This window comes from Streptomyces sp. JN8 (assembly GCF_055808075.1).
In genome coordinates this window covers 7,445,547-7,471,333 of the sequence record NZ_CM147852.1, presented here as the reverse complement: position 1 = coordinate 7,471,333, position 25,787 = coordinate 7,445,547, and the positions used below count along the sequence as shown (strand labels likewise).

At 75.1% G+C, this 25,787-nt stretch carries 19 protein-coding genes; 9 read left to right on the top strand and 10 right to left on the bottom strand.

Annotated elements, in window-relative coordinates; translation table 11 throughout:
* Positions 1-28: 28 nt before the first annotated feature.
* The 4 genes from ACY0MR_RS32860 to ACY0MR_RS32845 all read right to left on the bottom strand — a co-directional run bounded on the left by ACY0MR_RS32860 (position 29) and on the right by ACY0MR_RS32845 (position 4,243).
* Entirely contained in the window at positions 29-1,651 is a 1,623-nt protein-coding gene (locus ACY0MR_RS32860; protein WP_388797118.1) for a sodium/solute symporter, read from the bottom strand.
* Positions 1,648-2,313 carry a DUF485 domain-containing protein gene (locus ACY0MR_RS32855; protein WP_473557047.1) on the bottom strand — a complete coding sequence of 222 codons (666 nt, stop codon included), beginning with the start codon at positions 2,311-2,313 and terminating at the stop codon, positions 1,648-1,650. The genes ACY0MR_RS32860 and ACY0MR_RS32855 overlap by 4 nt, the downstream gene beginning before the upstream one ends.
* 291 nt (positions 2,314-2,604) lie before the next feature.
* A complete protein-coding gene (locus ACY0MR_RS32850) occupies positions 2,605-3,795 on the bottom strand; it encodes an acyl-CoA dehydrogenase family protein (RefSeq protein WP_361858589.1) in 1,191 nt (396 codons plus the stop codon).
* 247 nt (positions 3,796-4,042) lie between these two features.
* The gene (locus ACY0MR_RS32845) at positions 4,043-4,243 is read right to left on the bottom strand and encodes a hypothetical protein (RefSeq protein WP_361858592.1); all 201 of its coding nucleotides are present in this window, start codon (positions 4,241-4,243) and stop codon (positions 4,043-4,045) included.
* 188 nt (positions 4,244-4,431) lie between these two features.
* On the opposite strand from ACY0MR_RS32845, the gene ACY0MR_RS32840 reads away from it, so the two are divergent.
* Positions 4,432-4,695 carry a hypothetical protein gene (locus tag ACY0MR_RS32840; RefSeq protein ID WP_403310723.1) on the top strand — a complete coding sequence of 88 codons (264 nt, stop codon included), beginning with the start codon at positions 4,432-4,434 and terminating at the stop codon, positions 4,693-4,695.
* A gap of 124 nt (positions 4,696-4,819) precedes the next feature.
* Here the strand turns inward: ACY0MR_RS32840 and ACY0MR_RS32835 are convergent, their stop codons facing one another.
* Positions 4,820-8,401, bottom strand: coding sequence for an AfsR/SARP family transcriptional regulator (locus tag ACY0MR_RS32835; RefSeq protein ID WP_473557044.1), 3,582 nt, complete (start codon positions 8,399-8,401; stop codon positions 4,820-4,822).
* Positions 8,402-8,588: 187 nt separating this feature from the next.
* On the opposite strand from ACY0MR_RS32835, the gene ACY0MR_RS32830 reads away from it, so the two are divergent.
* Together ACY0MR_RS32830 and ACY0MR_RS32825 are read left to right on the top strand one after the other, a co-directional pair.
* Positions 8,589-10,670, top strand: a complete 2,082-nt coding sequence (locus ACY0MR_RS32830) for a SpoIIE family protein phosphatase (protein ID WP_473557041.1) — start codon at positions 8,589-8,591, stop codon at positions 10,668-10,670.
* A gap of 16 nt (positions 10,671-10,686) precedes the next feature.
* Positions 10,687-11,712: a PHP domain-containing protein gene (locus ACY0MR_RS32825; RefSeq protein WP_473557039.1), complete on the top strand. Its 1,026-nt coding sequence runs from the start codon at positions 10,687-10,689 to the stop codon at positions 11,710-11,712.
* A gap of 192 nt (positions 11,713-11,904) precedes the next feature.
* Here ACY0MR_RS32825 and ACY0MR_RS32820 read toward each other — a convergent pair whose 3' ends face one another.
* Entirely contained in the window at positions 11,905-13,302 is a 1,398-nt protein-coding gene (locus tag ACY0MR_RS32820; RefSeq protein ID WP_388797101.1) for an NADP-dependent succinic semialdehyde dehydrogenase, read from the bottom strand.
* Positions 13,303-13,480: 178 nt separating this feature from the next.
* Positions 13,481-14,173, bottom strand: coding sequence for a ThuA domain-containing protein (locus ACY0MR_RS32815; RefSeq protein WP_451059487.1), 693 nt, complete (start codon positions 14,171-14,173; stop codon positions 13,481-13,483).
* Between the two features lie 297 nt (positions 14,174-14,470).
* Here ACY0MR_RS32815 and ACY0MR_RS32810 point away from each other — a divergent pair, with 297 nt between their 5' ends.
* On the top strand, positions 14,471-15,277 hold the full coding sequence (locus ACY0MR_RS32810) for a class II aldolase/adducin family protein (RefSeq protein ID WP_473557035.1): 807 nt from the start codon (positions 14,471-14,473) through the stop codon (positions 15,275-15,277).
* On the opposite strand, the gene ACY0MR_RS32805 is transcribed toward ACY0MR_RS32810, so the two are convergent.
* Positions 15,241-15,915: a TetR/AcrR family transcriptional regulator gene (locus ACY0MR_RS32805; protein ID WP_404083525.1), complete on the bottom strand. Its 675-nt coding sequence runs from the start codon at positions 15,913-15,915 to the stop codon at positions 15,241-15,243. The two genes, ACY0MR_RS32810 and ACY0MR_RS32805, sit on opposite strands and share 37 nt — an antisense overlap.
* A 103-nt stretch (positions 15,916-16,018) precedes the next feature.
* Between ACY0MR_RS32805 and ACY0MR_RS32800 the strand changes: the two genes are divergently transcribed.
* The 3 genes from ACY0MR_RS32800 to ACY0MR_RS32790 are packed head-to-tail and all read left to right on the top strand — an operon-like array spanning position 16,019 to position 20,601.
* Positions 16,019-18,802: an FHA domain-containing protein gene (locus ACY0MR_RS32800; RefSeq protein WP_473557032.1), complete on the top strand. Its 2,784-nt coding sequence runs from the start codon at positions 16,019-16,021 to the stop codon at positions 18,800-18,802.
* Positions 18,803-18,826: 24 nt separating this feature from the next.
* Entirely contained in the window at positions 18,827-19,618 is a 792-nt protein-coding gene (locus ACY0MR_RS32795; RefSeq protein ID WP_388797087.1) for a hypothetical protein, read from the top strand.
* Positions 19,618-20,601 (top strand): serine/threonine-protein kinase, encoded by a 984-nt coding sequence (locus tag ACY0MR_RS32790; RefSeq protein ID WP_473557029.1) that lies wholly within the window; start codon positions 19,618-19,620, stop codon positions 20,599-20,601. The genes ACY0MR_RS32795 and ACY0MR_RS32790 overlap by 1 nt, the downstream gene beginning before the upstream one ends.
* 241 nt (positions 20,602-20,842) lie before the next feature.
* Here ACY0MR_RS32790 and ACY0MR_RS32785 read toward each other — a convergent pair whose 3' ends face one another.
* Entirely contained in the window at positions 20,843-22,180 is a 1,338-nt protein-coding gene (locus tag ACY0MR_RS32785; protein ID WP_473557027.1) for a streptophobe family protein, read from the bottom strand.
* 148 nt (positions 22,181-22,328) lie between these two features.
* On the opposite strand from ACY0MR_RS32785, the gene ACY0MR_RS32780 reads away from it, so the two are divergent.
* Together ACY0MR_RS32780 and ACY0MR_RS32775 are read left to right on the top strand one after the other, a co-directional pair.
* Entirely contained in the window at positions 22,329-23,804 is a 1,476-nt protein-coding gene (locus ACY0MR_RS32780) for a DUF6777 domain-containing protein (RefSeq protein WP_473557024.1), read from the top strand.
* A gap of 99 nt (positions 23,805-23,903) precedes the next feature.
* Positions 23,904-24,407: an FBP domain-containing protein gene (locus ACY0MR_RS32775; protein WP_388797076.1), complete on the top strand. Its 504-nt coding sequence runs from the start codon at positions 23,904-23,906 to the stop codon at positions 24,405-24,407.
* A gap of 49 nt (positions 24,408-24,456) precedes the next feature.
* On the opposite strand, the gene ACY0MR_RS32770 is transcribed toward ACY0MR_RS32775, so the two are convergent.
* Entirely contained in the window at positions 24,457-25,665 is a 1,209-nt protein-coding gene (locus ACY0MR_RS32770; protein ID WP_404083508.1) for an acyl-CoA dehydrogenase family protein, read from the bottom strand.
* Between the last annotated feature and the right edge of the window lie 122 nt (positions 25,666-25,787).

Here is a 25,787-nt window from a genome sequence, read left to right as displayed (position 1 = left end):
CGGGCTCCGGTGGACGGCCCCCCGGCGCCTAGCGGGACCCGGGGGCGCCGTTCGGCGCCGGGGTGCCGGCCAGGATCGTCTCCTCCACCGCTTCGTACCGCATGCGCCGGCCGGCCGGGTCGCCTTCGCGGAGCACCGTGCCGAGCCAGCCCGCGAGGAAGCCCAGCGGAGCCGAGAGGATGCCGGACGTGGTGAACGGGAACCAGTTGAAGTCCCGGTGCGGGAAGATCGCCTGGGGCGATCCGGACACCAGGTTGCTGCCCGTCATGAGGAGGAACGCGGAGACGCTGCCCACGATGAGGGTGCAGAGGAGTCCCGTACGGGAGTAGCGGCGCCAGAAGAGGCTGTAGACGAGCGCCGGCGCGACCGCGGACGCGCCGATGCAGAACGACAGCGTGAGCAGTGCCTGAAGGTTCAGGTGCCGTGCGCCGGCGGCGATCGCGATCGCCACGAGTCCCACGCCCGCCGCGGCGACCCGGGCGACGGCCATCTCCGTGGAGCCCTTCAGCCGCGCCTTGCGGCGCAGCCCGTGCGTGATGAGGTCGTGCGCCAGGGTGTTGGCGCAGGCGAGGGTGATCCCGGCGACCGAGGCCAGCAGGGTCAGGAAGACGGCGGTCGCCACGGCCGTGAACAGGAGGGTCTCGACGGTGGTCTGCTCCGCCCCCATGACGGCCTGGCTGACCATGAGGAACGCGGTCTTGCCCTGCGGGTCGCCGGCGACGAGTCCCTGGTGGCCGACGATCGCCGCCGCGCCGAAGCCGATGACGGCGATCAGCAGGCAGGTCACGACGACGGTCGACACGGCCCAGGACATCGAGCGCCGCACGGCTGCCGCGCTGCGCGCGGTGAACATGCGCATGGTGATGTGCGGGAGCACCGCGGCGCCGAGCACGACCGTCAACTGGGTGCTGATCATGTCGAGTCGGTTGCCGCCGAACTGCAGGCCGGAGGCGAGGTAGGCGTCTCCCGCCCCGCTGCCTCGCTTGGCCGCGTCCAGCAGGGAGGGCAGGCTGAAGTCGAACCGGTGGAGGACGAGTGCGGCGATCGCGAGGGACGAGCCGAGCAGGGCGACGGTCTTGACGATCTGGATGAAGGCGGTGCCCTTCATGCCGCCGATGGCCGCGTACGCGATCATCAGCACGCCCAGGAACACGATCGCCCCGGTCTTGAAGCCGTCGGAGTCGAAGCCGAGGACGACCGAGAGGAGGTCTCCGGCGCCCGCGAGCTGGAAGATCACCAGCGGCAGCAGCGCGGTCAGGGTCACCGCGGCCGTGACGATCCGCACGGCCGGTCCGGGCAGGCGCCGGGTGAGGACGTCGCCGATCGTGAACCGGCCCGCGTTGCGCAGGGGTTCGGCGAGCAGGAACATCATCAGGACCAGCGAGAGCACGGTGCTCAGGGCGAGCGTGAGGCCGTCGTAGCCGACGAGCGCGATGATGCCGATGGTGCCGAGCACGGTCCCGGCGGAGATGTAGTCGCCGGCGATCGCGAGGCCGCTCTGCACGGGGGAGAGCGAGCGGTATCCGGTGTAGAAGTCGCCCAGGTCGTCCCGGTCGGGGCCGGTCATCACGCACAGCAGCAGCGTGACGGTGATGACCGCGATGAACGCGATCAGCGACATGGTCTGGGCCTCGGGGCTGAAGCCGGTCATGCGCGGCCACCTCCGGCGGACTGCCATACGGGACGTGCGGATCGGCTCGGGCGTTCCGGCCGGGGCGCGGCCGCCCGTTCGGCGCGTGCGCGGATCGTGGCGGCGAGCGGGTCGACGCGGCGGCGCGCGATCCGCTCGTACACGGCGATCGCGCCGAGTGCCACGGGCAGTTGGAGGAGGCCCAGGACCAGACCGGTGGTGAGGCCGCCGGTGATGCTGCCGGTCATCATCGAGGGGGCGTAGCCGGACAGGAGGAGGAAGACGACGAAGTAGCCGAGCGCGGTGAAGGTGGCGACCCGGCGGAGCCTGCGGTAGGCGGATCGGAGCAGGTACAGATCATCCCGGTCTTCGGCGGCGGGCGGGCGCGGCGGCGGGGGCTCGTCCCAGGGCTGCTGAGCGGAGTCCCAGGCCTGCTGTGCGGAGTCCCGCTGCCGCGCGACGTCCTGGTGGCGCCACGCGGGGTCCCCGTGGTGGGGCGCGTACGCCCAGGCCTGCGGCGCGGGCTCCCCTGCTCGCGCGGACGGCTCCCGGCCTGTCTGCGGATCGGCGTCCCGGGTGGGCGGTCCGCCCTCCCCGAGATGCGGCGCCGCCTCGTGGCGGTGCCGCCCGGCGTTCCGCTGGGGGACGGGCGGTGGGCCGGGGAAAGGCTGGTGGTACGACATCGATCTTGCTCCTTGCCGCCGTGGGGGGCGGGCGGGTGGCGCCGGTGGTCCGCGAACGTTACTCATGGGTATAGCCGTCTCGTAAGGGGATTCCGACCGCTCGGTATGTCGGTTCGGTGACGATCCTGTGCGCGTCGCGACGAAACCGGAGGAAACCCGGCGGTGGATCTTTCCGCAGGTCACGGGCGTGTCTCGGGGCCGTGCCCCGGGTCGGCCCGGGGCCCGGGACGCGACCCGGCCACGGCCCGCCGGCGGAGGCGTGTGCGCGTGCGCGGGCCCCGGGCGCGGCCGCTACCGGCGGACGCGGGGCATGCCCAGGCCGATCCAGGAGATGATCTCGCGCTGGATCTCGTTGTTGCCGCCGCCGAAGGTGAAGATGACGGCGGAGCGGTAGCCGCGTTCCAGTTCACCGTGGAGGACCGCGCCCGCCGAGCCCTCCTTGAGGGCGCCGGCCGCGGCGACGACCTCCATGAGGGCCGCGTACGCGTCGCGGCGGGCCTCGGAGCCGTAGACCTTGACGGCGGAGGCGTCCTGGGGGGTGAGGGTGCCGTTCTGGACGGCGTTCACCATCTGCCAGTTGAGGAGCTTCATCGCGTCGAGCCGGGCATGGGTGCGGGCCAGGGTGCGGCGGACCCAGGGCAGGTCGACGACGCGCCGGCCGTCGGTGAGCGGGGTGACGGCGGCCCAGTGACGGACGTCGTGGAGGGCGCGGATCGCCATGGTGCCGTGGGCGGCGAGGGTCACGCGCTCGTGGTTGAGCTGGTTGGTGATCAGCCGCCAGCCCCTGTTCTCCTCGCCGACCCGGCGGGAGGCGGGGACCTCGACGTCGTCGTAGTAGCTCGCGGTGGTGTCGTGCGAGGCGAGGGTGTTGATGATCGTGCAGGAGTAGCCGGGGTCGCTCGTCGGGACGAGCAGCATCGTGATGCCCTTGTGCGGCGGCGCCTCGGGGTCGGTGCGGACCGCGAGCCAGACCCAGTCGGCGGTGTCGCCGTTGGTCGTCCAGATCTTCTGGCCGTTCACGGTGTACGTGCCGGTGGCCTCGTCGCCCCGCCGGACCGCGCGGGTCTTCAGGGCGGCGAGGTCGGTGCCGGCGTCGGGTTCGCTGTAGCCGATGGCGAAGTCGATCTCGCCGGAGAGGATGCGCGGCAGGAAGTACGCCTTCTGCTCGTCGGTGCCGAAGCGCATGATCGTCGGTCCGACGGTGTTCAGCGCCATGAGCGGCAGCGGGACGCCCGCCTGCGCGGCCTCGTCGAAGAAGATGAACTGCTCCATCGGCGTCAGCCCCCGCCCGCCGAACTCGGCGGGCCAGCCGACCCCGAGCCAGCCGTCGGCGCCGAGCCGCCGCACGGTCTCCCGGTAGAAGCGCTTCTGCGCCGCCGGATCCGCGTAGCGGGTGTGGACGTCCTCGGGGACCAGCGCGGAGAAGTACGCGCGCAGTTCGGCGCGCAGGCTGTTCTGCGCGGGCGTGTATGCGAGGTGCATGGGGCGGGCCTCCCGTGGCGGCTGTCCTGCGGCGGCGGTCCTGCGGGTCCCCGGCGTCACCCGGGTGGTGCGACGCGCGACGGCGGCCACGGTAGAACGTGTTCCATAAATGCGGAAGCCTCGGGGCGGTCCCGGACGGCCCCCGGCCCCGGTTCGCAGCTGCCGAACCGGGGCCGGGGGGGCGGGTCGAGGGGGTGCTTCGGGACCGTCCGCGATCCCGCGGATCGGCGCGGACGGTCGGCGCGGCCTACGGCAGCAGCTCGTCCATGGAGGCGCGACCCTTCTCCGCCATGCGGCGTTCCGCCCAGGCGAGGGTCTTGGGAGTCACGTCACGGCCGGAGGCGAGGACCAGGTCCTCGGCCGTGAACTCGCCCTCCGACCCGGAATGCAGCAGCCGGTCGGGCGTGGGGAAGTCCCCCGGGGACGTCTTGTCGGGCTCAGCGTTCATGCCGCCTCCTACGTGTTCGTCCGGCACTCGCCATTCTCGTGTCCGGCCCGTAGGTCCGCATCCGGGAGCCGTGGGCGCCCCCGCCCGCCCGCGCCGCGCCGGGCGGGCGCCCGGCTGCGGGGTCCCGAGGCCGGGCGGACCGCGGCGGACCCCGCCAGGTAGTCGAACAGGTGATCTAGCATGCTCGGGTGAATCCCCGCCACCGTGCCCGGGCCCTGTCCGTGTTCTGCGTCCTCGCCCTCGTCGCCTTCGGGTGGTACGCCACCCGGTCCGTCCACCCGCCCGACTGCAAGGTCGCCGTCTCCGCGTTCACCGGGAGCGACGGTCAGCCCATCGGCGAGGACGGGGAGCCGACGACCTGGGACGAGCTGAGCGAGGCGGCCTACCGGGACCTGGTCGCCTCGGGGCGCTGCGAGCCGCCCGCGGCCCGCTGGCGCCACTGGCTCGACTGAACCGAGCCGAGCCGGCGTTCGACGGCCACGGGCGGTCCGGGCCCTTCCAGCCGGTCGCGTCTTCGAACGTCCGGTCCGGGTTCTTCCGGCCGACCGGGTCGCTGGACAGCCGGTCCGGGTCGTCCTAGCCGGCCGCCCCGTTGAACGGCTCGTACGGATCGGCCGCCTCGTCCGGCTCGGCCGGGTGGCGGCCCGCCGCCGCCCGGTCCCTGACGAGTTCCGCCGCCGCGCGGAGGGTGAGTCCCCTCCCCTCCCCGTGGCAGTGGGTGTACGCCTCCGGGGCGAGCGTCGCGCGCAGCGTCTCCTCGGCCCGCGCCCTGATCAGGGACTCGGTTCCGGACGTGAAGGGGCGGAAGCCGCCGCCCGTGGACGAGCCGGCGAGGGCGTCGTAGGCGCCCAGGAGCCGCGCCCCGGTCTCCGCGTCGCCCGGCCCGCCCCGCCCGCCGAACGCCCACGCGGCCGTCGCGAACTGGGTGACGAGCAGGTACGGGGCGACCAGATGGGCCAGGGGCGCCACGTCCGCGACGGCGCCGGCCAGCCGCTCCACGGCCCGTCCGTGGGCGCCGTCGAGGCAGTCGAGCCAGGCCGAGGCCCCTCCGGCGAGTCCCAGGAAGAGCGACGGGGTCGACTCCCCGAACTCGCCCGCCAGACGTTCGAGCTGCTCCCGCGCGGGAGCGGTCCGCCCGGTGTGGGCGTAGTGCTGGACGAGCAGCATCCGGGCGGTGCCGGCGGCCTCCGCGCCCCACTCGCCCGCGGCGTCGGCGGCCTCGACGAGCAGCTGCTCGGCCGCCGGGTCCCCCTCCGGGCGGAGCCGCAGCCGTACGGCCGCCAGGCGCGCGGTGGACAGCGGCACCTGGGAGCGCGCATCGGCCCGCTCGGCGGCCTCCGCGGCCCGCCGGTAGTCCTCGGCGGCCTCGGCGAGCCGCCCGGCCCGCTCGTGGGCCTCGCCCCGGGCGGCGAGGGACTCGGCGATGCCCCAGGGGTCGCCCGCGGCCTCGAAGAGGGCGAGCGCCTCGGCCGCGTCGGCGGGGCCGCGCACGACGAGCTTGGCCCGGACGAGCAGGGCGAAGCCCAGGTCCCAGCCGGGGGCGTGGTCGCGGCAGGCGTCGACGACCGCCGTGAGGACCTCGTCGAGGCCGGTGGACTCCCCCGCCATCAGGCGGGCGAAGTGCCACATCGTCCCGGGCTGGCGGCAGGTCTGGGGCAGGCCGGGACGGTACGCGGCGACCACGGCGGCGAGCCGCGCCCGGGTCCCGGGGCGTTCGAAGGCGGCGGCGCCCCGGCCCCCCTCCGTCGCGAGCCCGTAGAGCCGCCCGCCGCGCCGGGCCTCCCGGAGGCGCTCGCCGGTCCACGGCGGCGGAACGTCCGTGCACCGGCCGTCGAACGGCTCGGCCGGGCGCACGGGCTCCCGGAACGGATCGGGTCCGAGCCCGCCCGCCTCCACGGCCCACGCGCGGGCGTCGGCCAGGTGGTGGCGCAGCTGCCAGAACCAGCTGAGGGAGTGGACGAGGCAGAGCACCTCCTGCTCCGCGCCGAGCGCGACGCCCGTCCGCAGGGCGCCGCGCAGGTTGTCGTGCTCCCGTTCCAGGAGGGCGACGGCCTCGGTCTGTCCGGAGCCGCGGAGTGCGGGCTCGGTGGTCCGGGCCAGCTCCCGGTAGTACGTCAGATGCCGCCGCTCGACCTCCGCCTCCTCACCCGACTCCGCCAGCCGCTCCCGCGCGTACTCCCCCACCGTCTCCAGCAACCGGAACCGCATCCCGTCCCCGCCCGGCCGCGCCACCACCAGTGACTTGTCCACCAGGGCACCCAGCAGGTCCAGCACCTCCCCCGCGCCGGCACCCCCGCACACCGCCTCCGCCGCCGCCAGGTCCGCGCCCCCCGTGAACACCGCGAGCCGCCGCAGCACCGTCCGCTCCGGGGCCTCCAGCAACTCCCACGACCAGTCCACCACCGCCCGCAGCGTCTGCTGCCGAGGCAGCACGGTCCGCGCCCCCGACGTCAGCAACCGGAACCGGTCGTCCAACCGCTCCGCGATCTGACCCACCGACAACAACCGCAGCCGCGCCGCCGCCAGCTCGATCGCCAGCGGCAACCCGTCGAGCCGACGGCACACCTCCTCCGCCGCGCCGAGGTCCTCCCCCACCGCGAACCCCGGACGCGCCGCCGCGCCCCGCTCCCCCAGCAGCCGCAACGCCGTCCCCGCCGGCAACGGGCCCAACGGCCGCACCGCCTCCCCCGGCACCCCCAGCGGCTCCCGGCTCGTCGCCAGCACCCGCACCCCCGGACACCGCGCGAGCAGCACGTGCACCAGCTCGGCCGCGGCCGCGACCAGGTGCTCGCAGTTGTCGAGGACGAGCAGCATCCGCCGCCCCGCGCAGTGCTCGACGATCTCGGCGTACGGGTCCTCGGGGTCGGCCGCCACGACCCCCGAGCGGTGCCAGCCGTGCGTACCCCGGGCGCCGATCGCGCCGAGGACGGCCGGGGCGACCCCGGACTCCTCGCGTACGGACGCGAGTTCGGCGAGGTGGACCGCCCCGTCCCGGTACGCCCCGGCCGCTTCGAGGGCGAGCCGCGTCTTGCCGACGCCGCCGGGCCCGGTGAGGGTGACGAGCCGCCGGACGGCCCAGTCCGCGCCGAGGGCGCCCAGCTCCTCCTCACGGCCGATGAACGAGGTGAGCCGGGCGGGAAGACCGGCCGCCGTGCCCGGCCCGGTCGCGAAGGGGCCTCCGGGCCCGCCCGTGGTCGCGCTCCTCGACTGGCACGCCGACGCACCGGCCGACCCACTCACGGCAGCGCCACCCGGCTCACTCGCCGTCGCGCCTCCGGGCCCGCCCGCGGCGGCGCTCGCCCGAACGTCTTCCGCCCCGCCCGCGACAGCGTCCGGGGGAGCGTCTTCCGGCCCGCTCCCGGGCACCCGCGGCGGCCTCGGTGCCGCCTCCGGTGTCGCACCGAGCGCCGTGCGTTCCCCCGCCAGGAGCTCGGCGTACAGGGCGCGCAGTTCGGGTCCCGGGTCCGTGCCCAGCCGGTCCGCGAGCCCCGCGCGGACCTCCTCGTACGCGGCCAGGGCCTCGGCGGGCCTCCCGGCCTCGCGCAGGGCGCGGATCCGCAGCGCCTGGAGGGGTTCGTCGAGCGGTTCTCCGGCCGCCAGGGCGGCGAGCGGCGCGAGGACGTCCGCGGCCCGCCCCAGGGCCAGTGCGGCGGCCAGCCGGTCGCGCCGGGCCTGCGCGTGCCGCAGCTCGACCCGGACGACCAGCGGGTCCGCGTCCCGGCCCGGGAGGTCCGCGAGGGCGGGGCCGCGCCACAGGGCGAGCGCCTCGTCCAGGAGGCGGGCGGCCCGCGCCGGGTCGCCCGCGCCGAGCGCGGCGGCGCCCTCGGCGGCCAGCCGCTCGAAGCGGTGGAGGTCGACCGCGTCCGGCTCCGCGGCCAGCCGGTAGCCGCCGGGGGCGGAGACGACGACGTCGCGGCCCGCCGCCCGGCGCAACCGGCCGACGAGCGCCTGGAGCGCCGCCGTGCGATCCGGCTCCCCGGCGTCGCCGGCACCGCCCCAGACCTGGTCGATCAGCGCGCGGGTGCCCACCGCCCGTCCTCCGGCTGCCGCGAGGGCGGTGAGCAGCGCGCGGAGCCGGGCGCCGCCCAGGACGGCCTCCGTCCCGTCGTCGGTGCGGAGGGCCTGGCACGGACCGAGAACACGGTAGGGCGGCTGCACCGGCCCATTCTGCCCCGGCGGCACGCCGGGGCCCGTGGGGTGCACGTGGTCGCCGGGGCCGGTGCGGCGGGAGCGACCCGCGGGACGCTCCCGCCGCCGGACGCGTGCCGCCTCCGCCGCGAGGAACTCGCGCCACGCCGTGTCATCGCCATGGCGTCGGCGGGGCGCGGGTTCGACAATGGGGAGGATGACCGATGAAGACCGGCGTACGCGCAATGGCGAGATCGGGCCCGCCGAGTGGCTCGCCATGGACCGGACCGGCAGCTTCGACTGGAATCTCGACACGGGCACCATCGATGTCGACGAGGCCGGGCTGCTGGTCTTCGGCGTGGTCCCGGACGCCTACGACGGCCGGCCGGTGACGCTGATCGCCCGGCTCGCGCCCGACGAGCGCGCCCGCCTCGAAGGCGTCGTCCGGCAGGCGGTGACCAGTGGCGAGGTCTCGTACACCGCGCACTTCCCCATCCCCCAGGACGACGGACCACCCCACTGGACGCACGTGCAGGCGCGGATCCTCCGCTCGCCGGACGGGCGGGCCCGGCGGATCGTCGGCGTCGTCCGGGACACGACCGCCGAGCTGACCCGCTTCGCCTTCGTGCAGGAGCTGGAGAAGCGCCGCGAGGTCCAGACGAACATCGTGGAGCGGACCACGGCCGCCCTGTCGCGCGCGGTGACCGTGGACGACGTGACGGCCGCCCTGACCGGCCCGGGCGGGCTCGCCCGGCTCGGCGCGGACGGACTGGCGCTCGGGCTCGTCGAGAACGGCTCGCTGAACATCATCGCGCTCAGCGGCGAGACCCTCGGCGTGCTCGACGACTTCCGGGTCCGCCGGCTCGACCGGGGCATGCCGCTGGCCGAGGCGGTGCTGAGCGGGCGTCCCCGGTTCGCCTCCTCGTTCCCCTCACTCGGGCGCGACTTCCCCGAACTGGCCCCCTACCTGGGCCGGCTCGACTTCCGGGCCGCCTGCTACCTCCCGCTGGTCGCGCAGGCGCGCTCGCTCGGCGGGATGGCCCTGTTCTACCGGGGCCGCACCTCGTTCAACGCCGACGAGCGGAACCTGGCCCTCGGGCTCGCGGCGATCGTCGCCCAGTCGCTCCAGCGGGCGATCCTCTTCGACGAGGAGCGGGAACTCGCCACCGGACTCCAGGCGACGATGCTGCCCCGCCGGATCCCGCAGTTCGCGGGGGGCCAGATCGCCGTGCGCTACCACGCGGCCTGGAGCGGGCGGCAGGTCGGCGGCGACTGGTACGACGTGATCCCGCTGCCCCGCGGCCGGGTCGGGATCGTCGTGGGCGACGTCCAGGGACACGACACGCACGCCGCCGCCATCATGGGGCAGCTCCGCATCGCCCTGCGCGCCTACGCCGGCGAGGGCCACGCCCCCTCGACGGTGCTCGCCCGCGCCTCCCGCTTCCTCGCCGAGCTGGACACCAACCGCTTCGCGACCTGCACGTACGCCCAGGTCGACCTGGGGAGCGGCACGTTGCGCGCCGTACGGGCCGGACACCTGGGGCCGCTGATCCGGCACACCGACGGGCGGGTCGGACGGCCCAAGCTGCGGGGCGGGCTGCCGCTGGGGCTCGCGACGGTCTTCGGCGACGAGGAGTTCCCGGAGACCCGGCTCGACCTCGTGCCCGGCGAGACGCTGGTGCTGTGCACGGACGGCCTCGTGGAACAGCCCGGGTCGGACATCGAGACCGGTCTCGCCGCGCTCTCCGGGGCGATCGGCAGCGGCCCCCCGCAGGCGGAGGCGCTCGCCGACCACCTCTCCGAGCGCCTGTGGGAGCGCTGGGGGTCGGGAGACGACGTGGCGCTCCTCGTGCTGCGCCGCAGCCCGGACCCGGGCACACCCCGTGCGCCGAGGATCCACCAGTACATCCACCAGGCCGACCCGCAGGGCCTGTCGGACGCGCGCGCGGCCGTGGGGCAGGCGCTGCGCGACTGGGGCATGACCGAACTGGCCGACGACGCCGAGCTGCTGACGGGCGAGCTGCTCGTGAACGTGCTGCTGCACACCGAGGGTGGCGCGGTGCTGACGCTGGAGGTGCTCCCCGAACCGGTGCGGCGGGTACGGCTGTCGGTGCAGGACCGGTCGAGCGCCTGGCCCCGTCGGCGTACCCCCGGCGAGGCCGCCACCTCGGGCCGCGGACTGCTGCTGCTCGACGCGCTGGCCTCGCGGTGGGGTGTCGAGCCGCGCGGCGAGGGCAAGGCCGTGTGGTGCGAGATCGGTCCGTCGGAGGTCCCGGCCGACATCGCGAACGGCGTCTGAGGAAGGGAGCAGCACGGTGGATCCCGTGGCCGCCCTGAACCGCATCGCGTTCCTCCTGGAACGCGCCCAGGCACCCGGGTACCGGGCGCGGGCCTTCCGGACGGCCGCCGCCGCGGTCTCCGCCCTGCCGGAGGGAGAGGCGGCCCGGCGCGCGGCGGCGGGCACCCTGCAGTCGGTGAAGGGCCTCGGGCCGAAGACGGCGACGGTGGTGAGCGAGGCGCTGGACGGGCGGGTCCCCGCGTACCTGGCCGGGCTGGAGAAGGAGCTGGAGGAGTCCCTGGGGACCGCCGATCCGGCGGGCGGGGGCCAGGCGCTGCGGGCGGCCCTGCGCGGCGACTGCCATCTGCACTCGGACTGGTCGGACGGCGGCGCCTCGATCGAGGACATGGGACGCGCGGCCGCGTCGCTCGGCCACGCGTGGGCGGTCCTCACCGACCACTCGCCCCGGCTCACGGTGGCGCGGGGGCTCTCGGCCGAGCGGCTGCGGGAGCAACTGGACGTGGTGGCCCGGCTGAACGAGGAGTGGGCGCCGTTCCGTCTGCTCACCGGCATCGAGTGCGACATCCTGGAGGACGGCTCCCTCGACCAGGAGCCGGAGCTGCTCGACCGCCTCGACCTCGTGGTCGGCTCGGTCCACTCGAAGCTCCGGATGGACGCGCGGGCGATGACCCGCCGCCTCGAACGGGCCGTACGCGACCCGCTGATGGACGTGCTCGGGCACTGCACGGGCCGACTGGTGGCGGGCGGGCGGCTGCGGCCGGAGTCGGAGTTCGACGCGGAGCGGGTGTTCGCCGCGTGCGCCGAGTCCGGGACGGCCGTCGAGATCAACAGCCGGCCGGAGCGGCTCGACCCGCCGCGGCGGCTGCTGCGGCTCGCGGTGGCGGCGGGCGCGTACGTCGCGGTGGACACGGACGCGCACGCGCCGGGTCAGCTGGAATGGCAGATCCTCGGCTGCGCACGGGCCGAGGAGTGCGGCGTGCCGGAGGAGCGGGTGATCAACACCTGGTCCGCGGACCGGCTGCTGGAGTGGGCGGGGAGCTGAGCGGCGCCGGTCCTTCGGGCGGTCCGGTGGGCAGGGCGGACAAGCCGGGGCGGACGAGGGGTCGAGCAGGACGCCGGGCCCGGCGGGGTGTCGGGTCCGGGAGGGCGTCGGGTCGGGCGGTGGACGGCGGCGCGCGTGGTCGGGCGGACGGCGCGCGTGGTCGGGCGGACGGCGGGGCGGGGCGGAGCGGCGTCAGGCGCGCTGCCAGACCGTCGTCGCGTTGCAGAACTCGCGGATGCCGTGCCCGGCGAGCTCGCGTCCGTAGCCGGAACGCTTGATGCCGCCGAAGGGGAGGGCGGGGTGCGAGGCCGTCATGCCGTTGACGAACACGCCGCCGGCCTCCAGGTCGCGGACGAAGAAGGCGACGTCCTCCGGGGAGCGGGTCCAGACGCTGGAGCTGAGGCCGAACGGCGAGTCGTTGGCGACGGCCACGGCCTCCTCGATGTCGCCGACCGCGTACACCGTGGCGACCGGCCCGAAGGCCTCCTCCTGGTGGATCCGCATCTCCGGCGTGACGCCGGCCAGGACGGTGGGCCGGTAGTACCAGCCGCGGGCGAGCTCCGGCTCCTCGGGGCGGTGGCCGCCGCAGAGCGCGGTGGCGCCGCGGCGGACGGCGTCGTCCACCAGCTCCTCCAGGTCCGTGCGGCCCTGCTCGGTGGCGAGGGGGCCGACGTCGGTGGACTCGTCGAGGGGGTCGCCGACGGTGAGGGCGTTCATGGCGGCCGTGAAGCGTTCGGAGAAGTCGTCGTAGACGTCCCGGTGGACGATGAACCGCTTGGCGGCGATGCAGGACTGGCCGTTGTTCTGCACGCGCGCGGTGACGGCCGTCTTCACCGCTCCGACGATGTCGGCGGAGGGCATGACGATGAAGGGGTCGCTGCCGCCGAGCTCCAGGACGGTCTTCTTTACCTCGTCGCCCGCGACGGACGCGACGGCCCTGCCGGCGGGCTCGCTGCCGGTGAGGGTGGCGGCGACGACCCTGGGGTCCCGCAGGACGCGTTCCACGTCCCGGGAGCCGATCATCAGGGTCTGGAAGCAGCCCTCGGGGAATCCCGCGCGGCGGAACAGGTCGCCGAGGTAGAGCGCCGTCCGCGGCACGTTGGAGGCGTGCTTGAGGAGGCCGGTGTTGCCCGCCATGAGCGCGGGAGCGGCGAACCGGATGACCTGCCAGAGCGGGAAGTTCCACGGCATGACGGCGAGGATCGGGCCGAGGGGCCGGTAGTGGACCCGCGCGAGGTCGGCGCCGGAGTCCTGGACGTCGCTCTCCGCCGGGTGCTCGTCGGCGAGCAGTTCCTCGGCGTTGCGGGCGTACCAGCGCATCGCCTTGGCGCACTTGGCGGCCTCGGCGCGGGAGGCGGCGATGGGTTTGCCCATCTCGACGGTCATGGTGTGCGCGATGTCCTCGGTGTCCTCGTCGAGGAGACCGGCGGCGGCGCGCAGCAGCCGGGCGCGTTCGGCGAAGGAGGTGGTCCGGTACTGGCGGAAGGCCTCGTGAGCGGCGGCGATGCGCCGCTCGACCTCCTCGGGCCCGTGGGCCTCGTAGACGCGCAGCGTCTCGCCGGTCGCCGGGTTCACGGTGGCGATGGCCATGGCGTGTCTCCTCCTGACATCGGTCCCCGACTGCACGTTTCCGCGAAGCGGCGCCCGGCGCAACAGGGGCGGGGCGGTGGGATGACCGGAAAGCGGCGGCGACCTGCGCGGACACGGCGGTCGAAAGGTGCGGTCCGGGGCGCCCGCCGGGCGCCCTCGGGGATCCTCCGGACGCTGCTCAGGCGGTGAGCCAGGCGAGGGCGCCGGAGAGGTGGGCGCGGAAGGCGGGGTCGCGGTAGGCCTCGGAGGCGTGGCCCAGCGCGGTGAAGAACACCCGCCCGGCGTCGATCTCCCGGCACCAGACGAGCGGGTGGTCGTCCCCGTGGGTGCCGCCCCGGTAGGTGGTCTCGTCGGCTCGGGCGAGGACCCGTGTCCCGGTCCGCCCGGCCCCGTGCGCACCGGGGACGGCGCACCGCCGCGGGTCGGACGTGAAGTTGTACCACTCGTCGGTCCAGGCCCAGCGGGCCGGCAGCGGGGCGGTCGCGGGATGGTCGCGGTCGTCGACGAGGACGAGGCCGGGCTGCACCTCGGGGTGTCCGTCGAAGCGGGTGCCGAGGAGTTCGCCGTAGAAGGGCCAGTCGGGTTCGGCGTTGGCGGCCGCGTGGACGGCGAGCAGGGAACCGCCGCCCCGCAGGTACGCCTCGAAGGCGGTGCGCCCCTCGGGGGTCAGGACGTTCCCGGTGGTGGAGAGCAGGACGACGGCGGAGCACCCGGCCAGCCGCCCGGCGGTGAACACCCCCGGATCCCCGGACACCTCGGCCCCCCGCCCGAGCCCCCGCGCGAGCTCCACGAGCGCGGCGGCCCCGTCGGGGATCGACGCGTGCCGGTAGCCCGCGGTGCGGGTGTAGATCAGGACGTCGGGGCTGGTCACGCGGTGACTCCGGGGCGAGGGTGCGGGAGGGGACGGGGGTGCGGGGCGGGGGTAGTGACCGTGCGGACAGCAAGCGCTTTCTGCTCGTGAGGGTCGACCGTAGCGGCCAAGGCTCCGCAGCCGCAACACCGCCCATCCGCGCATCAGCTGGACCGCCTCGGTACACGTACGGGCGATCCCCCGCCCCCGACGTCGATCCATTGTCGTATCGGATGCGTCTCTGTATCTTCTGGCGCGCCCAGCCCCGTCGGGGCGCGTCCCCGCTTCGGGGTGTCGTCCGGTCATCGAGGAGTCGTCATGAGCACCGTGCCGCCCGCGCTCGCCGCCGCCGTCGGGCCGCTGCCCGAAGGGGTCGTGCTGCCGTTGCCGCCCACCTTCGACTCCGTCGAGGAGGAGCGCAGGTACCGCAAGGAGCAACTCGCCGCCGGTTTCCGGATCTTCGGGAGGTTCGGCGTCTCCGAGGGGGTCGCCGGGCACATCACCGTCCGCGATCCGGGCGACCCGAACGCCTTCTGGGTCAACCCCTTCGGCATGGGCTTCGGCCAGATCAAGGCCTCCGACCTGATCCTGGTGGACCACGAGGGGACCGTCCTGGAAGGGCGCAGGCCCGTGAACCGGGCCGCGTTCGTCATCCACTCGCGGGTCCACGCCGCCCGGCCCGACGCGATCGCCGCGGCGCACTCGCACTCCCTGCACGGCAAGGCGTTCTCCAGCCTCGGGATCCCGCTCGCCCCGATCACCCAGGACGCCTGCGCCTTCTTCGAGGACCACGGCCTCTACGAGGACTACCGCGGCGTCGTCAACGAGACCGAGGAGGGCGAGCGGGTCGCGAAGGCCCTGGGCGGCTTCAAGGCGGTCATCCTCAAGAACCACGGGCTCCTGACCGTCGGGCAGTCCGTCGCCGAGGCCGTGTGGTGGTTCGTCACCATGGAGCGCTCCTGTCAGGCCCAGCTCCTCGCGATGGCCGCGGGCACACCGCAGCACATCGACCGCGAGACGGCCCTGGTCACCCGCGGGCAGATCGGCGGGCATCTCGCCGGCTGGTTCCAGGCGCGCCCGCTGTGGGATCAGATCACGGCGTCGGACCCGGACCTCTTCGACTGACCCCGGTCCCCCGCACCGGTGTCGGCGCCGGGGATCCGTCGCGTCGACGCCTCCAGGAGCGGGACGAGGAACTGACGCTCCAGGCTGCCCGGCGGCAGCTCCGCCGGCTCCACGTAGCTCTGCGCGAGTCCGCCTTCGCGCAGGGCGATGAGGAGCCGTGCGAACCGGTCGGCTTCCACGGTGAGTTCACGCCCTGCCCGGCGCAGGACGAGGGTCAGTCCGCGGGCGATCTCGGCCCGCAGCCGGGCGTCGTGGCGGGCGAGCACCCAGGCGGCCTGCGGGTCTCGGATGGCGTGCAGGGTGAACTCGGTGGTGACGAGGTACCAGTCCCGCTCGTCCGGCTCGACCCGGGCGGCCAGCTCCGCGAGGCGGTCCAGGGTGTACTCGTCGGCGGTCAGCGCGTCGATCGACTCGGCGAGCCGCCGGACGATCCGGTCGCTGTGCTCGTCGAAGAGGGCGAGGAAGAGCTCTTCCTTGCTCGCGAAGTTCGAGTAGTACGCGCCCCGGGTGTACCCGGCCCGCTCGCATACCTGCTCGATCGTCGTGGCGTGGAAGCCGTGCTCGGCGAAGGTCTCCAGGGCGGCCTTCAGCAGCGCCGCGCGGGTACGCGGCCGCCTCCTGGTGACACCTTTCGGCACGGGCGCCTCCTCGTCGTTCCGGGGCCGCGTCCTGCGGCGGACGCCCACCCTACCGGCGGCCCCATCCCGGGCAGGGACGACCACCGGCGGATAAAATTCACGCATGGGAGAGCGGCCCGTCGCGCCCGCGGCGCCCCAGCTGGTCCTCGAGATCGACGGGGACACGACCCGGATGAGTCCGGGCCGTGTCTATCGCATCGGGCGCGACCCCACCAGTGACATCGTGCTCGCCGACGCCCGTGCCTCCTGGCACCACGCGGTGCTCAGCGCGGCCGCCGGACGCTGGACCCTCGTGGACGAGGGCAGCACGAACGGCACCTTCACCGACGGCCTGCGAATGGACGGGCCCCGCGCGGTGGGCCCCGGGACCGTCGTACGGTTCGGGCATCCGGAGGACGGGCCCCGCGCGGTGCTGTCCTCGGGAGCGGCCGAGGCCGCGGCGGGGGCCGCCCCGCAGGATCGGGCCACCGGCGAGACACCGCCCGCCCCGATGGACGTACGCACGCCGGAGGCCGTACCCGCACCGGAGGCGGAGCCCGCCCCACCGCCGCCCGCCGAGCCCCCTCCCGGGCCCGACCCGGACGCGCCGGCCGAGGCGCCCGCAGCCGCGGGACCGGCGCCGGCGGTGCGGCCCGAGCCGGTACGGGCCGCACCGCCGCCCCCCGCTCCGGAGGCCGCCGCACCACCGCCCCCCGTTCCGGAGGCCCCGGAGATCCCGGAGATTCCGGAGGCGACGCCGACTCCGCCGACTCCGCAGGCCCCCGAGGCGCCGGAGCAGGCCTCCGTCCCCATACCGGCGGCCGCCGCCACGCCGGCTCCTCCCCCGGCACCCGCGCCCGCCCCCGGCGTCCTGAGGGACGCGCCCCCGCCCCGCCCCTCCTCCGTCTCCCACCCCGCCGCCACCGGCACCTTCCGGCAGCCGACGTCCGTGCGGCCGCTGCCCGCCCACAGCATCCGGATCGGCCGCGCCCCCGACAACGACGTGGTCGTCCCCGACCTCGTGGTCTCCCGGCGGCACGCCGAACTGCGGGCCCACCCCGACGGCACGTACTGGATCCACGACCTCGGCAGCCACAACGGCACCTACCTCAACGGCGCCCCCGTCGTCGACGCCCGGGTCACCCCCGACGACATCGTCGGCATCGGCCACTGCGCGTTCTGCCTGATCGGCGGCCAGCTGGTCGAGTTCACGGACACCGGCGAGGTCTCCCTCGACGTCCAGTCGCTCGCCGTCACGGTGGACCACGGACGCAAGACGCTTCTCGACGAGGTGTCGTTCCCCGTGGGGCAGAAGTGCCTGCTGGGAGTGGTCGGCCCGTCCGGCGCCGGGAAGTCGACGCTCCTCGGCGCCCTCACCGGGCAGCGCCCCGCCGACCGGGGCACGGTGCTGTACGACGGCCGCGACCTGTACCGGGACTACGCCGAGCTGCGGCAGCGCATCGGGCTCGTCCCGCAGGACGACATCCTGCACCTCCAGCTGAGCGTGCGCCGGGCCCTCGGGTACGCCGCCGAGCTGCGGTTCCCCGAGGACACCGAGCCCGCCGAGCGGCGGGCCCGAGTGGACGAGGTGATCCAGGAGCTGGGTCTCGGCGAGCGCGCGCAGCAGCCGATCCACAGCCTCTCGGGCGGCCAGCGCAAGCGGGTGAGCGTCGCCCTCGAACTGCTCACCAAGCCCTCGCTGCTCTTCCTCGACGAGCCCACGTCCGGCCTCGACCCGGGCATGGACCGGTCGGTGATGCACATGCTGCGGGGCCTCGCGGACGACGGCCGGACGGTCGTCGTCGTCACGCACAGCGTGCTCAGCCTGGACGTCTGCGACCGGCTGCTCGTCCTCGCCCCGGGCGGTCGGGTGGCCTACTACGGGCCGCCCTCGGAGTCCCTGGAGTTCTTCGGCTTCGACCAGTGGCCGGAGGCCTTCGAGGCCTTCGAGAACGACCGGGACCGGGACTGGGCCGGCCTGTACCGGTCCTCCCGCTTCCACCGCCGGTACGTCGCCGACGCCACGGCCCGCCCGAACGTCCCGGTGCCGGGAGCCGCGGCGGAGGAACGCGAGCCCGCCCCGCCGCCCAAGGCGCAGAGCTGGGGCTCCCAGCTGCGGACGCTCGTCCGCCGGTACACGGCCGCGCTCTCCGCCGACCGCACGTTCCTGGCCATCATGATCGCGCTGCCGTTCGTGATGGGCGCGATGGCCCGGGCCCTGTCCGAGGGCGGCTTCAACCAGGAGTCGACGCTCAACGTGCTGCTCATCCTCTGCGTCGGCGGCGTCCTCACCGGCGCGGCGAACGCCGTGCGCGAGCTGGTCAAGGAACGCACGATCTACCGGCGCGAGAGAGCCGTCGGCCTGTCCCGCTCGGCGTACCTCGCCTCCAAGATCGTGGTGCTCGGCACGATCACGGTCGTCCAGGCGGTCGTGCTCACGCTGGTGGCCCTGATCGGGGTCCCGCTGAACGTGCCGGGCGGCAAGGGCGTCCTGATGCCGCCGCTGGTGGAGATCACCCTCGCCGTCGCACTGCTGTCGTTCACGGCGATGATGCTCGGGCTGCTCGTCTCCGCCCTGGTCCGCAAGGAGGAGGTGACGATGCCGCTGCTCGTCCTCCTCGCGATCGTCCAGGTGGTGTTCTGCGGGGCGCTCCTGACCGTGCGGGGGACGCCGGTCCTCGAACAGCTCGCCTGGCTGGTGCCCTCGCGGTGGGCGTTCGCGGCGATGGGTGCCACGGTCGACATCGGGACCGTCTCGCCGAGCGACAAGACGGCGGACCCGCTGATGGACCACACCGCGGCGGCCTGGCTGTTCGACATGGGCATGATGGTGGTGCTCTGTCTCGTCATCGGCCTCCTCGTGGCGCGGCTGCTGCGCCGACACGAGCCGGTCGTCATGCGGAGGTAGGCCCGTGCACGCGGAGGTGGTCAGGTGAGCGTCCCCGTACCCGAGTACGTGCCGGACTTCCGGCCCACCCACGTCGTCCCGCGCGACGGCCTCGAGGCGTGGCAGGCGCCGGACCCGGGGCTGCCGACGACGCCGCTCGACGCGTTCCTGCCGGTGCGCCTGGAGGAGCGGGCCGGCGACTGGGGGCGGGTGCTCTGCTCCAACGGCTGGACCGCCTGGGTCGACGCCCGGCTCCTCGTCACCGTCCCGGACGACCCGCCGGCGGCGGGGCAGCCGACCGCCAGGACCGCCGACCCGCGCCCGCTGATCGCCCGTGCCGAGGACGCGCTCGGCCGCTACCGGCGCGCGGCGGAGGCGCTGGGAGCCGGGCGCCTGGACGGTGAGGACTTCCGGCAGCGGACCCGCGGGCTGCGGGTCGGCATGGTCGTCGACGGCGAGTCGGTGTGGCTGTACGACGCGGAGCACGAGCGGTGGGTCTACTGCGACGGGGTGGGGCTCAGTACGTACGCGGCCTCGTCGGCGCCCTCGATCGCCTCCCCGGCCGTCCCGGGCGACGACGCGACGCGGCCCGGCGGGGCCGACGCAGCGGAGGAGGGCGACGGGGCGGAGGGGGCCGCCGGGGAGGATCGGCCGGCCGACTCCCCGGGGTACGAGCCGACCCAGGTGGTGGTGCTGGGCGACCCGCCGCCGACCCCGGGGAGCGGCCCGCCGGCGGCCCCCACGACCGCCGCGCCGCCGGCCCCCGGCGAGGCCGCCGCGCCGCCGCCCACCCAGGTCGTGGAGCGGCCGCCGCCCCGGAAGGACGGTGAGGGGTGATGGCGGGCGCGGCGGGCGGTGAGCCGGAGCTGCCCGCGGGCCGGGCCTCCGGGCTCCTCGGCAAGGAGATCGCGGGCTACCGCGTGGAGAGCGAGATCGGCCGCGGCGGGATGGCGGTCGTGTACCGGGCGCGGGACCTCCGGCTCGACCGGACGGTCGCGCTGAAGCTGCTCGCCCCCGAACTGGCCCGCAACGACACGTTCCGCAAGAGGTTCGCGCACGAGTCCCGGGTCGCCGCCTCGATCGAACACCCCCACATCGTCCCGGTCTTCGACGCGGGCGAGACGGAGGGCGTGCTCTACATCGCCATGCGGTACGTGGCGGGGCAGGACCTGGTCGCCCTGCTGGACCGCGAGGGACCGCTGCCGCCGGGGAAGGCGGGACGGATCGCCGTACAGGTCGCCTCGGCCCTGGACGCGGCGCACGCCCACGACCTGGTGCACCGGGACGTGAAGCCCGGCAACATCCTGGTCGCCGAGGGCACGGACCGGGACCACCCGGAGCACGTCTACCTCACCGACTTCGGGCTGACGAAGAAGTCCCTGTCCCTGACCGGGTTCACGACGGTGGGCGAGTTCGTCGGCACCCTGGACTACGTGGCCCCCGAGCAGATCTCGGGGAAGCCGGTGGACGGCCGGTGCGACGTGTACAGCCTGGCCTGTGTGGTGTTCGAGACGCTGGTGGGAGCGCCGCCGTTCCGCCGTGACACGGACTGGGCGGTGCTGTGGGCGCAGCAGTACGATCCCCCGCCGCCGCTGTCCGAGGTCCGGCCGGGGCTGCCGGAGGCCGCGGACGCGGTGTTCGCGAAGGCGCTCGCGAAGACCCCGGAGGAGCGGTACGGGACGTGCCTGGAGTTCGTGGCGGAGCTGCGGGGGGCGCTGATCGCGGGGGGTGGCGGGCCGGTCGTGCCGAGGAGCCCCGAGCCGCTGACCCCGCCGCGGGATCCGCCGGTCTGGGCGCGGCCGGTCTTCCGCGGACTGTAGCCGGGCGGTCCGCGGCGATCGGTCGGCCCAGCGCGCGTGCACGAGCCCGCGTGCACCGCCCGCGAGCACCGCCCGCGTGCGTCCCGCGCGTCCGTGCCGCGGCGCCGGGGTCCGGTCGTGGTGGCGGGCCGGTGGCCGGGCGGCGGGCCGGTGGCCGGGCTCCTCTCAGGCCGGGTACGCGGCGCCGCCCCGCCGGTCGTCCCGAGCCGTGCGGCTCCGGGCGGCGGGCGGGGGCGGCTCGCTACGTCGCCGGCGGGGGCGGCGCGCCCTCGGTGTCCTCGATCGCGCCCCTGCGGCGGACGCGGGTGGCGAGCAGGCCGCCCAGGAATCCGAAGAACAGCCCCCAGAGCAGGGCGAAGCCGACCGTCCTCCAGACGTTCGGGCGGAGGATCACCTCGCCGCCGAGGGAGTCCAGTTCGCCGATGCCCAGGACCGAGAGGCCCAGCCGCGCCTCGACCAGGGTCAGGGGTGCCACGACCAGCATGGTCAGGGCGAAGGCGATGCCCAGGTGCAGGGAGTGCTGCCAGAGCCTGATCCTCGCCGGGGAGCGGACCGCGGCGACGAAGGCCGCCGCGAGGACGAGGACGGCGGCCACCGGGAGCAGCCACCACGCGCGCGCGTCCTCCGCGGCCAGCGAGCCCAGGTCGATCGTGGACAGGTCCGTGCGGTCGCCCTGGCGCAGCACCGCGTCCAGGACCTGCGGCATGGGCAGGCCGAACGGGCCGTCGACCCTGCCCTCCCAGGAGCCGCCGATGCCGACGCCGAGGGCGAGCCAGGAGACATTGGGCAGGCCGAGGAGGAGGACCGCGAAGGTCTCCGCCGCGTGGCCCCTCGTCGCGGCGACCACCACCCCGGCGACCAGGCCCACGACCACGTACGCCAGGAGCAGCAGGAGCATCGCGTGCGCCGCGGGCCGTACGGGTTCGTGGAAGCGGACGAGTCGGGGCGGCAGCGGGGTCCTGCGGGAGACGAGGAGCGCGGCCACCAGGACCCCGAGGATCCACAGGACCCCGTAGAAGAGGGTGGGGCCGAGGACGGTACGGAAGCCCACCGTGGGGTTCACCGCGTCGAGCAGCTCCCCGAAGATGTCCGTCAGGGAGCCCTGTTCCTCGCCGCCGCCGAAGGTGAGGGGGAAGTCGTGGCGGGCGACGGCCGAGACCCCCGTCAGGGCGAGGAGCCAGAGGACGACCGTGCTCGCGGCCCGGAGCGCGAGCTCGCGGGTGCCGGCGACGGCGTGGTGGCGCAGGGGCCGCAGGAAGCAGTAGCCGGTGACGAGTGCGCCCACCAGGGTGACGGTCAGCGGCATCGCGGTCAGTTCGGCGCGGGTCCCGGCGAGGGCGCCGGCGTCGCCGGAGAGTTCGACCTGGCCGCCCGAGGCCATGACGACGACGGCGGCGAGGACCGCGGTGAAGCCGCCGGGCAGGTCGGCCGCGCCGGCCGCCCAGAGGCCGAGGGCCGCGGTGACGCCCATGGCGGCGTATCCGGCGACCACCGCGGCCAGGCTCTGCAGGCCGACGCGGGCGAGGGGCCCGGTGCCGGGCTGGGAGGAGGTGGGGAGCCGACTGCTCACCCTGACCACGCTAGTACCGGTCGCGATCGGCCGCTTGCGGGGCGGGGCCGTGCGGGCGGGGCCCCGCCCCGGCGGCGGATCCGGTCGGGTTCCTCCGCTTGCGGGCACCCACCGTTCGGCGCACACAATGGGCCCGGAACGGAAGAAAGGGAAAAAAGTGACGTCCCACCCGCCGTCCGGCCCTCCGTCGGTTCCTCCCGCAGGTCCCCCCTCGGGCCCCCTCTCGGGCCCGGGCGCACGCCCAGGATCCGGCGGTCACCCCCCGCCCCCCGGACCACCCCCCGGCGGCCCGGGCGGCGGTGGTTCCTCGGGCGGACGCCCCGGAGGCCCGTCCGGGGGTTCCGGCGGCGGGAGCGGGTCAGGCGGCACCGGCGGCCCGGGCGGGTCCGGCAACGGCGGCCCCGGCAAGGCCCCGTGGTGGCGGTCCGTACCGAAGGTCGCCTCCGTCACCGCCGTCGTGGTCGCCGCCGTCGCCCTGGTCGTGGTCCTCACCAACAGCCCCGACGACAAGAACGACACGGCGGGCTCCGGGGGCGGCGAGGTCTTCCTCCAGAACGCCGCCGCGACGGGCCCCGACCCGTTCACCAAGTCGACGGCCCGGACGGACACCGCGTCCGCCTCGCCCGCCTCGCTGCCGCCCCGGACCTCGTCGGCGACCACCGAGGTGTCGGGCTCCACCCCCGGCCTCTACGGCGGGACGCGGTCGGTGGCCAGCTGCGACGTGGAACAGCAGGTCCGCTACCTCTCCGCCGAACCGGCCAAGAACGCGGCCTTCGCCTCCACCCTGGGCATCCAGGCGAACCAGGTGCCCGGCTATCTGCGCTCCCTGACGCCGCTCCAGCTCCGGGCCGACACCCGGGTGACGAACCACGGCTACCGGGACGGGGCCGCGACCACCTACCAGTCGGTGCTCCAGGCCGGGACGGCCGTCCTGGTCGACGACCGGGGGGTGCCCCGGGTGCGCTGCGCCTGCGGCAACCCGCTGACCCCGCCGGTGGCGCAGAAGTCGCCGCGGACGACGGGCACGCCCTGGCAGGGCTACAACGCCGACCAGGTGGTCGTGGTGGCGCCCTCGGTGACCGTGGTGAACGTCTTCGTGGTGTACGACGTGCGGGACGACAGCTGGTTCGCGCGGCAGCAGGGGGACCACCGGGGCCGGAAGGACAAGCCGACCGAGCCGCCCAGGCCGCCGTCGACCTCCCCCTCGACCTCGGCCTCGACGTCCCCGTCCGTCTCCCCGTCGTCCCCCGTGCCGTGCGTGACGGTCACGGGCGACGAGACCCCGGCGCCGGTCGATGGCGTGACGCCCTCGCCGTGCCCGGAGACGCTCTCCCCGTCCGTGTCGACGTCCGCGCCGACCTCGCCCTCGGACACGCCCCCGTCGAGCGACACGCCGCCGCCCTCCGAGGACACCACCCCGCCGGACGACACCTCGCCCTCGGCCGACTCGCCGGCTCCGCAGTCGGCGCCGGTCACGGAGAGCTCGGCGGGCCTGTCCAGCGCCTCGACCGGGTCCAGCGCGGCGGGCTCGCCGCCGGCGCCGCCGGGTGCGGACTCCGCCCCGGCCCCCGCGCCCGGTCCGCAGGCCGCGCCGCGGTCCGCCGCCGGGTCGGGCACCCCGTCCGCGGCCTGAGCGGTCGCCCCGGGCCCGCCGCGCGGGCGGGCCCGGGGCCTCCGCGGCCGGCGGCTTATTCGGATGCCCGGCGACCGGGGTCCGTGTACCGTCCATCGAGTGGAACCACTGACCGACAAAGAGATCCGCTCGTCCTTCGTGAACTGCACCAAGGGCGAGGCGGCCCGGCTCAAGCTGCCCCTCGACTTCGGCGAACTCCCGTGGCAGGACCTGGACTTCCTCGGCTGGGTCGACCCCGGTGCGCCGCTCCGCGCCCATCTGGTCGTCCCCCGCGCGGACGGTCCGGTGGGGGTGAGCCTGCGGGTCCCGGCCGCCGGGCGGACCAGCGCCATGAAGTCGAGCATGTGCCAGGTGTGCCTGACCGGGCACGCCTCGTCCGGCGTCACGCTGCTCGTGGCACCCCTCGCCGGCCCGCGCGGCCGCGAGGGGAACACGGTCGGGACCTACCTCTGCGCCGACCTCGCCTGCTCCCTGTACGTGCGGGGCAAGCGGCAGCCGAAGCTGCGCGGCCGGCGCCAGGAGGAGTCCCTGACGGTGGACGAGCAGGTCGCCCGGCTCATGGGCAACCTGGACGCCTTCGTCGACCGCGTGACGGCGGGCTGAATCCTCCCCCCGGGGGCGACCCGCCGGGCCGCCCCCACGGGGCCGGCGGTCAGCGGAAGGCCTGCTCGCCGGTGAGCGCCTTGCCGATGACCAGGGAGTGGACCTCGCTCGTGCCCTCGTAGGTGAGCACCGACTCCAGGTTGTTGGCATGGCGCAGCACCGGGTACTCCAGGGTGATGCCGTTGGCGCCCAGGATCGTCCGGCACTCGCGGGCGATCGCGATGGCCTCGCGCACGTTGTTCAGCTTGCCCACGCTGACCTGCTCGGGGGTGAGGGCGCCCGCGTCCTTGAGCCGCCCCAGGTGGAGGGCGAGGAGCATGCCCTTGCCGAGCTCGACGGACATGTCCGCGAGCTTCTGCTGCGTCAGCTGGTAGGAGGCGAGGGACCGGGCGAAGACGACCCGGTCCCGGGCGTAGGAGACGGCCGTCTCCAGGCAGTCGCGAGCCGCGCCGAGGGCGCCGAAGACGATGCCGAAGCGGGCCTCGTTGAGGCAGCCGAGCGGGCCGGAGAGACCCCGGGCCCCGGGCAGCACGGCGTCGGCCGGGAGGCGGACGTCCTCCATGACCAGTTCGCTGGTGACGCTGGCCCGCAGCGACAGCTTCATCGTGATCTCCGGGGCGCTGAACCCGGGGGTGCCGGCCGGGACGAGGAAGCCACGTACGCCGTCCTCGGTACGGGCCCAGACGACCGCGACGTCGGCCACCGCGCCGTTGGTGATCCACATCTTGGTGCCGTTGAGGATCCAGTCGGACCCGTCACGCTTGGCGTTGGTCCGCATGGCGCCGGGGTCGGAGCCGGCATCGGGCTCGGTGAGGCCGAAGCAGCCGATGTACTCCCCCGCCGCCATCTTCGGCAGCCACCGCTGCTTCTGCTCCTCGGAGCCGTGCTTCCAGATCGCGTACATGGCGAGCGAGCCCTGGACGGAGACGAGGGAGCGCAGGCCCGAGTCGACGGCCTCAAGTTCCAGACAGGCCAGTCCGTACGCGACGGCGTTGGTGCCGGCGCAGCCGTAGCCCTCCAGGTGCATGCCGAGGACGCCGATGCCGCCGAGGGTGCGGGCGAGCTCGCGGGCCGGGATCCGGCCCGTCTCGAACCACTCGGCGACGTGCGGGCGCAGTTCGCGGTCGGCGACGGCGCGCACGGTGCGCCGGATCTCGCGTTCCTCGTCGGTCAGCAGTCCGTCGACGGCGAGCAGGTCGAAGGGGTGGACCGGAGCGGAGCTGGACTGCGACGACGACTGCGGCTGGGACGACTTCACGGACGGCCTCCTGGCGGCTGTGGCAACTCGGCGAGGCGAAGCGTAGCCCCCAGCCGGATATTGGATCCAGTATTGAAAATCCGATATCCCGGCCGTACGGTCCGATCGGATCCGATCGCCAG

Excerpts from the sequence above, each read along its gene's own strand:
- ACY0MR_RS32790 (WP_473557029.1), top strand. The coding sequence starts at position 19,618 with ATGGCGGGCGCGGCGGGCGGTGAGCCGGAGCTGCCCGCGGGCCGGGCC.
- ACY0MR_RS32855 (WP_473557047.1), bottom strand. The coding sequence starts at position 2,313 with ATGTCGTACCACCAGCCTTTCCCCGGCCCACCGCCCGTCCCCCAGCGG.
- ACY0MR_RS32800 (WP_473557032.1), top strand. The coding sequence starts at position 16,019 with ATGGGAGAGCGGCCCGTCGCGCCCGCGGCGCCCCAGCTGGTCCTCGAG.
- ACY0MR_RS32830 (WP_473557041.1), top strand. The coding sequence starts at position 8,589 with ATGACCGATGAAGACCGGCGTACGCGCAATGGCGAGATCGGGCCCGCC.
- ACY0MR_RS32820 (WP_388797101.1), bottom strand. The coding sequence starts at position 13,302 with ATGGCCATCGCCACCGTGAACCCGGCGACCGGCGAGACGCTGCGCGTC.
- ACY0MR_RS32860 (WP_388797118.1), bottom strand. The coding sequence starts at position 1,651 with ATGACCGGCTTCAGCCCCGAGGCCCAGACCATGTCGCTGATCGCGTTC.
- ACY0MR_RS32845 (WP_361858592.1), bottom strand. The coding sequence starts at position 4,243 with ATGAACGCTGAGCCCGACAAGACGTCCCCGGGGGACTTCCCCACGCCC.
- ACY0MR_RS32850 (WP_361858589.1), bottom strand. The coding sequence starts at position 3,795 with ATGCACCTCGCATACACGCCCGCGCAGAACAGCCTGCGCGCCGAACTG.
- ACY0MR_RS32810 (WP_473557035.1), top strand. The coding sequence starts at position 14,471 with ATGAGCACCGTGCCGCCCGCGCTCGCCGCCGCCGTCGGGCCGCTGCCC.